Source organism: bacterium, assembly GCA_040755795.1.
In the GTDB taxonomy this organism is placed as follows: Bacteria; UBA9089; CG2-30-40-21; order CG2-30-40-21; family SBAY01; genus JBFLXS01.
The window spans coordinates 19,498-27,712 of the sequence record JBFLXS010000017.1; the positions used below are offsets into that span (position 1 = coordinate 19,498).

An 8,215-nucleotide genomic window follows, 5' to 3' on the forward strand; every position below is an offset into this window, starting at 1 on the left:
CATTTTAAAATCGAATAACCGTTCCTGCCCAACAAAGTCCGCCACCAAAAGAGCTTAATAAAACAATATCGCCCTTTTTTATTCTACCTTGTTTTTTTGCTTCATCGATAGAGACAGCCGTAGAAGCCGCAGACATATTACCATATTTATGTAAATTCACAAAAACTTTGTCTGGCCCAATATGAAGTCGTTTATCAACAGCCTCAATGATACGAATATTAGCCTGATGTGGGATGAATAAATCTACCTCACTAACATCTAAATGAGCCAGATGTAATGCCTTTCTTGCAGATTTACACATTGCATCAACGGCATATTTGAATACCTCTCTACCATTCATTTTGATATAATGGAGTTTTTCGTCTATAATTTTTTGAGAGATAGGGTTTCTGCTGCCACCACCAGGAATTTGCAATTTATCAGTTTTGGAACCATCACTTCCTAAGTAACTACTAAGGATTCCAGTTTCTTTTCGGACTGGTTGTAACACGACTGCTCCAGCCCCATCACCAAATAAAACACAGGTATTACGGTCTGCCCAATCGGTAATTTTACTAAGGCAATCTGTGGCAATAACCAAAACAGTCTTATAAGTATGGGTAGCAATCAGATTTTTGGCTAATTCTAAGGCATAACTAAACCCGGCACAGGCGGCGGATAAATCAAAACAGGCGGCATGAATCGCCCCTATTTTATGCTGAATAAAACAAGCAGTAGATGGAAAAAGCATATCCGGGGTAACGGTGGCGACAATAATCATATCTACCTTTGAAGGATGAACTTTTGCATCTTCCAGAGCGGCTAATGCGGCTGGAACTGCTAAATCCGAAGATGCCTGATTATCTTCAGCAATCCGTCGCTCACTTATGCCACTCCTTGTTCGTATCCACTCATCTGAAGTATCAACCATTTTCTCGAGGTCAAAATTAGTCAATACTTTAGAAGGTGTATAAGAACCTGTGCCAACTATACCTACTGCCCTTAATTCATCTTTTTTCATCTATCCTTCTTTAATTCCTTTTTCGATATGAAGATTGACTTGATGGTTAATAAATTCGCATGCTACCCTTATTCCATTCTTTACTGCCTTAGGAGAAGAAGCACCATGACAAATAATACACACACCATCTATGCCTAAAAGTGGTGCTCCGCCATATTCTGAATAATCAACTAATTTTTTAAATTTTTTAAATGCGGGTTTAGAAAGAAAAGCACCAATCTTCAAACTGAGATTTTTAGATAATTCCTGTTTTAAAAAGTTAATTATCATTTCGGCTAAACTTTCACCAAATTTTAAAACTACATTACCCACAAATCCATCACAGACAATTACATCTACCGTGCCATTTATAATATCTCTTCCTTCAACATTCCCGACAAAATTCAGAGAAGATTGTTTTAGCAGGTTAAATGTCTGAGAAGTAAGTGCATTTCCTTTACCTTCTTCTTCCCCAATACTTAAAAGTCCTATTTTAGGATTGGGCTTTCCCATAATATCTTTGGCATAAACATTACCCATTATGGCAAATTGTAAGAGGTGTTGTGGTTTGCAGTCAACATTAGCGCCTACATCAAGAAGTATGGATGCTCCGGATAAAGTCGGAATAAGTGTTGCAATTGCAGGTCTAAAAATACCTTTTAATCTGCCAGGATACATTAAAGCACCTGCCATTACCGCGCCAGTATTACCTGCTGAAATAAAGGCATCTACCTCACCTTGTTTTAATGCCTTTATCGCGACAACAATTGAAGAATCTTTTTTAGTTTTAACTGCTTGTGCCGGAGATTCATGCATTTCAATAATTTCTTTTGTATCCCTGATGACAATTGGTAGTCCCTTTGTTTGATAACGAGTCAATTCATTAGTAATTGCCTTTTCCGGACCAAATAATGTTATTTGAGTTACTTCTTTTAACTCATTCAATGCCTCAACCACACCAGCTACAATAGACTGTGGTGCATGGTCTCCGCCCATAGCATCAACTGCAATACGCATTTTATTTCTTCTTTTCCTCTATTGTTAATACAACGCGGCCGTTGTAAAAACCACAATTTAAACAAACACGATGAGGTAATTTGGGTTGTCCACATTGGGAACAGGTAGAAATATCTACTGGTGTTATCTTCCAATGGCTTCTTCTTTTATCTCGTTTTGCCTTTGATGTTTGTCGTTTTGGATTAGCCATTTTTTAAAACCTCCTTAATTTTGGTAAATGGTAATTGGTGAATGGTAATTAGTTACCAGTTACCAATTACCAGTTACCAGTTACCAATTACCAGTTACCAATTACCAATTACCAGTTACCAATTACCAATTACCAGTTACCAATTACCAGTTACCAATTACCAGTTACCAATTACCAATTACCAATTACCAGTTACCAATTACCAGTTACCAATTACCAGTTACCAATTAACCGATTATTTACTTTTAATTTCGTGAAGCCCTATTTGGTAAATGGTAATTAGTTATCATTACAGATACATATAGTTTTATTCAAATTTACGCCGCAATGACTACAGAATCCCTGACAGCTTTCTTGACAAATTGGTTTTATCGGTAACGATAATATTATTTGCTCTCGAATTTGTTCCATTAAATTAATATTATCCTGGCGATAAAAAATCCTTTCTATGTCCTCTACTTGTAATTCTCCTCCATAATCTTCTGTTTTTTCACCTATGGTTTCGTATAAATCTATTTTAAAATCCCGGTTTAATTTAAAATTAAAATCTTCAAGACAACGACTGCATTGAAGCAGGACATCAACTTTTAAACTACCTCTAAGTCTAATACTCTCACCGATATTAACTAAATGGAATTTAATAGAAATAGGGGAGGTAAGTTTTATGTCTTCAATTGTGTCAAGAGATTCATCTTGTTCAATGAAAAGTTCACTACCGATATTTTGTTTTATTTTAGAGATATCAACATTAACTAAATCAACCATTTTTTATGATGTTATCTCCAATTCAGATTTAATTTCCAGAGCCGTTACAAGTGATGGATCAATAATATGAAAACCACCTGGTCGTAAACTGTGAAAAACAATGGTATGTCCATCCGGTGCGATTGCAAGGAATTCAGGATGCTCTACAGGTATTTTTTGACCATCAGCTAAATGAATTATAAACGGATGAAATGGTCTTGCATTATGTATCTGACGAATTTCTACTATTTCCATCACAAACTCTCCTTTTTAGTAAGCGTTCAGGTGGTGTAACAAAAGGAGATGTGGAGATTAAGGAGATAGGGAGATATTATTAAAAAAATTGAAATTAATAGAAACTAATAGAAATTTATGGAAATTTGTTGTTTTCCACAATCAATTTCTAGTGTCGCGTTGACTAAGTTTTGCACGGGGTATCATCAGATTTCATAACCTGCAAACGGATAATTGGTAACTGGTAATTGGTAACTGGTAATTGGTTAAATAGTTTCGTCCTGAGCTCAGCCGAACGGTATTTAATTACCATTTACCAATCACCAGTTACCAGAATCAAATTCCGTGCGTTATTTGTTCAACACGACACTAGCTATTTCTATAAATTTCAATCTATTTCTATTATCTTATCTCCATATCGCCCTTATCTCCTTATCCCCTTTCTTACACTTTTGATATATAGCCTGAACGGTTACCCTTTTTATTTGGAAAATTAAGAATTGGTAACTGGTTGCCACTTATTACCCAATCAGGAATGTATCATACACTATTTTTATTTTTATGTCAAGGGAATTTTTTGAATGATAGATTTAGTCATCTGGGAGGTTGTTGAGGAACCGCCTAAATCATAGGTAAGAGTTTTCCCTTCTTTAATCACCAAACTTACTGCGTTAACAATTTTCTTAGATGCTTCTTTCTCTCCTAAATATTCAAGCATCATTGCCCCTGAGAGAATACAAGCACAGGGATTGACTTTATCCTGGCCGGCATATTTAGGTACCGAGCCATGGACAGGCTCAAAAACTGCCAGATTGTATCCCATATTTGCCGAAGGGGCTAATCCTAATCCGCCGATTAAACCTGCACATAAATCAGAAAGAATATCTCCAAACAGATTAGTCGTAACCAGGACATCATATTCCTCTGGTTTTTTCACCAATTGCATAGCCATATTATCTACAATTTTATCTTCAAACGCTATCTGGGGATATTGTTTTGCTACTTCTCTTGCCGTTTCTAAAAATAACCCACAGGTAACCTTTAAAATATTAGCTTTATGAATACAGGTAACCTTTTTGCGGTTATGGGCGATGGCATATTCAAAGGCAAATTTGACAATTCGTTCACTGGCTTTTTTTGAAATCATCCGAATACTTTCACCAATAGTTTTCTCCTGGTCAATGAAATGTTCGATTCCAGAATATAATCCTTGTGTATTTTCTCTAATCATCACCAGGTCGATATTTTCATATCGGCTGGGAGCTCCAACAAAAGAAACAGCTGGCCTAACCCCAGCATAGAGATTTAGTTCTTGTCTTAAAGCAACATTAACACTTCTAAATCCATAACCAACTGGGGTAGAAGTAGGTCCTTTTATGGCTACTTTGTTTTTTTTAATCGAGTCTAAAACCGCGGCAGGTAAAGGTGTTTTTTCTTTCTCTAAAGCACACTCACCGGCTAAAACCGTTTCAAACTTAATGTCAACACCAGTGGCAGACACCACATTCACCATTGCCTCGGTTATTTCTGGTCCTATCCCATCACCTGGGATTAAAGTTACTGTATACATTTGTTCCTCCTGAAATGGGTTAATACTGCATATCCATTCCGCCAATAACTATCCCGCCACCGGCATGAGCTCCTTTAAGTCCCAGTCTTAAATCATCAGGATAAGGTGTGGCAGAAAGTGCCTCTTCTATTGTCACCAACCCAATATTAACCACTTTAGCAATAGCCTGATTTAAACTTTGCATCTGCCAATAGGTTGTGGAAGATTCAATCACCTTACGGATACCGGATGTATTTCCTTTTTCGATTAAATCCTTGATTAAGGGTGAATTAATCATAATTTCAACTGCGGCAATTCTACCTTTTTCATCTTTTCTCCGCAATAATCTTTGAGAAACGACACCCAGTAAAGTCAGAGATAATTGAATTCTAACCTGGGTTTGCTGAGAAGTCGGAAAAACATCAATGATACGGTCGATTGTTTGTGTGGCATCATTAGTGTGAAGTGTTGATAAAACCAGATGACCGGTTTCAGCGGCACTCAGCGCGGTAGACATTGTCTCAATATCGCGCATCTCACCGATTAAAAGCACATCCGGGTCCTGACGAAGTGCTCGCCGTAATGCCTCACGAAAACTTTTCGTATCAACATCTAATTCGCGTTGGTCAATCGTGCTTTTATCATCACGATGTAAAAATTCTATTGGGTCTTCTATGGTAATTATGTGGCAATTACGATTTTTATTAATGAAACCCACCATTGCCGCTAATGTTGTGGATTTTCCACTTCCAGTAGGCCCGGTAACTAATATCAACCCTTGTGGTTTGGCAACTAAATTTTTTATAACAGGTGGTAAGCCTAATTGCTCAACAGTCGGAATATCGTAAGGAACAGCTCGAATAATACAACCTATCACACCACGCTGTTTAAACACATTTACCCTGAATCGAGCCACACCTGGTAAACTGTATGAAAAATCGATATCCAGATTCTCTACGAATTTCTTAATCTGCTCCTGATTCATCATACTATAAACTAAATTCATCACATCCTCAGGACCAAGTTTTGGTAAATCAGTTGGGGTTAATATGCCCGCAATTCTAATAAGTGGAGGTCTGGCTACCTTTAAATATAAATCAGATGCGTGTCGTTCTACTAACATCTTTAATAATTCTGGCATCTTTAACATTGTTTTTAATTCTCCCGCCTTAATTCATAGATTCTTTTTGATATTATAACTATGAAGGTAATCAATCCCACCGTAATTAAATCATATCCCATACTAATTAAGCTGATAAACGAAACTGTATCTCCTAAAGTTTGATGTTCACTACCACACCAAAAGGTAACTGGAGATATAAAATACTGTTTTGAAAATGGATATAATAACATTATCCCTTTTGGAGGTATTGTATCAAAAGTAAAGTAATCTATTAAATTATGTAATCCAAGACACCACAATGTAATTATTCCTAATCTTTGACCACCAGTCAACCAGGCAATTAAACTTAAAATAAGCATAAATATTATTGAATGAGTGACCTGATGATGGTAAAGAGGACTCCATTTAATTCCATTGGTTGTAATACAAAAAAAATCAATATCTGGCAAATTTGAGACAATTAAGCAATATAAGATAAGTAACCTATTATTAATGGTATTTTTGTTTTTAGAAACTAAATAAACATTTATTCCAGTTAAAGAATGAGCGATAGGAGTTGACATAAATAGTTACCTCTCTTCATCTTTTACTGGTAATATTTTCGGGCTAAGAAGATTAACAATTGCTTGAGCGAATTTTTCTGCCGACTGGGGTCCATTAGCCGTGATGATATTCTCATCTATGACTACATCTTTACCACTATAGTTTGCTCCTTTTTCCTTTAATCTATCTGCTTCGGTAAAGAATACAGTGGCACTTTTTCCCTTTAAGACACCAGCGTTAGCCAGGGTTACTGGTGCGATGCATATTGCGGCTAAAATCTTATTTTGAGATATTGCCTCGAGAATAAGATGATGTGCAGTTTTATCTTCCCAATATTCAGATGAACCTGTGCCGCCGACAAAAACAATGGCATCATAATCTTCAACCTTAACCTTTGTCAAAAGTATATCTGGTGTAACCTTTGCTCCAAGCATTCCAATGCTTACCTGTAGTGATGAACAAGCAGTTACTATTTCTATTCCATAAGATTTTAAAATATCAGATGGCACCAGATATTCCTCATCTCTGAAATTAGACGAGGCAATTATCATTAATACCCTATTGCTTTTTAAGTTTTCTTCTACGGCTTTTATTTCTTGGGTTTCTTTAACACATCCAATTAAACCCAACATAACTATGAATAATATTTGTTTTTTCATCTTTTTCATTATATCATAAATATATATTGAAAGTCAAGACTTTTTTCTATTGCACTAATGCTCATTATTAAGAATAATACCAATACTTCAGTTACTTCACATAGTGCCCCTAAAATATCGCCAGTGATACCATTGAGTTTTCTTTTAATATTTGTTAGAAGGCATAAATTAATTATATAGATGATTAAAATTAATATTACTCCTTTATAATATCTTGAGTCAAGGCTAAATAATCCCCAGCCAATTAAAACCATAATGATAGTGGCGATGGCAAATTCTTTTGTTCCAACATAATCAGTAAATGGTTTTCCTAATCCTTCTACATTTTCTTTAGCATAGTTAGAAGATGCGGCGGCCATAACCATTACCCATCTACCTAACACAGGCATTATAATTAAAGCAATATTTTTAATTTCAATAGGCATTTCATAAATAAGAAAGAGTTTAGTTATTAGCAAACAAAATATGCCAATGGCACCCATTGCCCCAATGCGACTATCAGACATTATCGTTAAAATTTCTTCTTTTGTTCCATTAGAAGAAAATCCATCAATAGTATCGGCAAAACCATCTAAATGTAATCCTCTGGTGACAAATATTAAACTAATAATTAAAAACACATCAACGACTAAATTGGGTAAAAATAAACTCAGAATGTAGTTGATAATTACGAGAAAAGAACCTATCATTAATCCAATGATAGGAAAATAAATCATAGAATTAGCTAAATCTTCGTTGGATAAAAATTTAAACTTTTTGGAACTAAGAGTAATCATAGTCAGAAATTGTAAAGCAACAATGAAATTTTTCATTTGACTATTCCTCCTTCCTTTTTTTTGAAGTATTCGTAACTGTTCACCGCAGAGACGCAGAGACGCAGAGAAAAAAAATAAAATCTATGGACGACACGCTTAACATCCCTGATTTTCATCAGGGCAAGCTCTTGAGTACAACAACATTAAAATTGATTAACAAATCTAGTGTCGTGTTGAGTAAGTTTTGCACGGGGCATCATCAGGTTTCGTAACCTGCAAACGGATAATTGGTAACTGGTTAAATAGTTTCGTCCTGAGCTCAGCCGGTAATCCCTCAGTTATCAGTGGTAAAAACTAAATAGAAATTTTCTCTCGCAAAGACGCAAAGTTCGCAAAGATTATAATTTATTCCTGTGAGTTCT

The 8,215-nt window shown here is 35.6% G+C and carries 12 protein-coding genes; 2 read left to right on the forward strand and 10 right to left on the reverse strand.

Annotated elements, in window-relative coordinates; translation table 11 throughout:
- Positions 1–4 precede the first annotated feature (4 nt).
- The 3 genes from AB1414_02480 to rpmF are packed head-to-tail and all read right to left on the reverse strand — an operon-like array spanning position 5 to position 2,186.
- Positions 5–1,000 (reverse strand): beta-ketoacyl-ACP synthase III, encoded by a 996-nt coding sequence (locus AB1414_02480; protein MEW6606308.1) that lies wholly within the window; start codon positions 998–1,000, stop codon positions 5–7.
- On the reverse strand, positions 1,001–1,996 hold the full coding sequence (gene plsX, locus AB1414_02485) for a phosphate acyltransferase PlsX (GenBank protein ID MEW6606309.1): 996 nt from the start codon (positions 1,994–1,996) through the stop codon (positions 1,001–1,003). It abuts the gene before it with no gap.
- 1 nt (position 1,997) lies between these two features.
- Complete coding sequence (gene rpmF / locus AB1414_02490) at positions 1,998–2,186, reverse strand: 50S ribosomal protein L32 (protein MEW6606310.1); 189 nt, start codon at positions 2,184–2,186, stop codon at positions 1,998–2,000.
- 142 nt (positions 2,187–2,328) lie between these two features.
- On the opposite strand from rpmF, the gene AB1414_02495 reads away from it, so the two are divergent.
- Positions 2,329–2,469: a hypothetical protein gene (locus tag AB1414_02495; protein ID MEW6606311.1), complete on the forward strand. Its 141-nt coding sequence runs from the start codon at positions 2,329–2,331 to the stop codon at positions 2,467–2,469.
- On the opposite strand, the gene AB1414_02500 is transcribed toward AB1414_02495, so the two are convergent.
- Together AB1414_02500 and AB1414_02505 are read right to left on the reverse strand one after the other, a co-directional pair.
- A complete protein-coding gene (locus AB1414_02500) occupies positions 2,466–2,951 on the reverse strand; it encodes a DUF177 domain-containing protein (GenBank protein ID MEW6606312.1) in 486 nt (161 codons plus the stop codon). The genes AB1414_02495 and AB1414_02500 overlap by 4 nt on opposite strands.
- Positions 2,952–2,954: 3 nt before the next feature.
- Positions 2,955–3,185, reverse strand: a complete 231-nt coding sequence (locus AB1414_02505) for a hypothetical protein (GenBank protein ID MEW6606313.1) — start codon at positions 3,183–3,185, stop codon at positions 2,955–2,957.
- A gap of 227 nt (positions 3,186–3,412) precedes the next feature.
- Here AB1414_02505 and AB1414_02510 point away from each other — a divergent pair, with 227 nt between their 5' ends.
- On the forward strand, positions 3,413–3,661 hold the full coding sequence (locus AB1414_02510; GenBank protein ID MEW6606314.1) for a hypothetical protein: 249 nt from the start codon (positions 3,413–3,415) through the stop codon (positions 3,659–3,661).
- 62 nt (positions 3,662–3,723) lie between these two features.
- Here the strand turns inward: AB1414_02510 and AB1414_02515 are convergent, their stop codons facing one another.
- Genes AB1414_02515 through cobS form a run of 5 tightly spaced genes read right to left on the reverse strand, consistent with a single transcriptional unit; the run spans position 3,724 to position 7,850 of the window.
- Positions 3,724–4,734 carry an isocitrate/isopropylmalate dehydrogenase family protein gene (locus AB1414_02515; protein MEW6606315.1) on the reverse strand — a complete coding sequence of 337 codons (1,011 nt, stop codon included), beginning with the start codon at positions 4,732–4,734 and terminating at the stop codon, positions 3,724–3,726.
- A 19-nt stretch (positions 4,735–4,753) separates the two neighbouring features.
- Positions 4,754–5,863 carry a type IV pilus twitching motility protein PilT gene (locus tag AB1414_02520; GenBank protein MEW6606316.1) on the reverse strand — a complete coding sequence of 370 codons (1,110 nt, stop codon included), beginning with the start codon at positions 5,861–5,863 and terminating at the stop codon, positions 4,754–4,756.
- Between the two features lie 5 nt (positions 5,864–5,868).
- Positions 5,869–6,399, reverse strand: a complete 531-nt coding sequence (locus tag AB1414_02525; protein ID MEW6606317.1) for a metal-dependent hydrolase — start codon at positions 6,397–6,399, stop codon at positions 5,869–5,871.
- A 6-nt stretch (positions 6,400–6,405) separates the two neighbouring features.
- Positions 6,406–7,047 (reverse strand): DJ-1/PfpI family protein, encoded by a 642-nt coding sequence (locus AB1414_02530; protein ID MEW6606318.1) that lies wholly within the window; start codon positions 7,045–7,047, stop codon positions 6,406–6,408.
- Entirely contained in the window at positions 7,047–7,850 is an 804-nt protein-coding gene (gene cobS / locus AB1414_02535; protein ID MEW6606319.1) for an adenosylcobinamide-GDP ribazoletransferase, read from the reverse strand. Before cobS ends, AB1414_02530 begins: the two co-directional genes overlap by 1 nt.
- Positions 7,851–8,215: the final 365 nt, after the last annotated feature.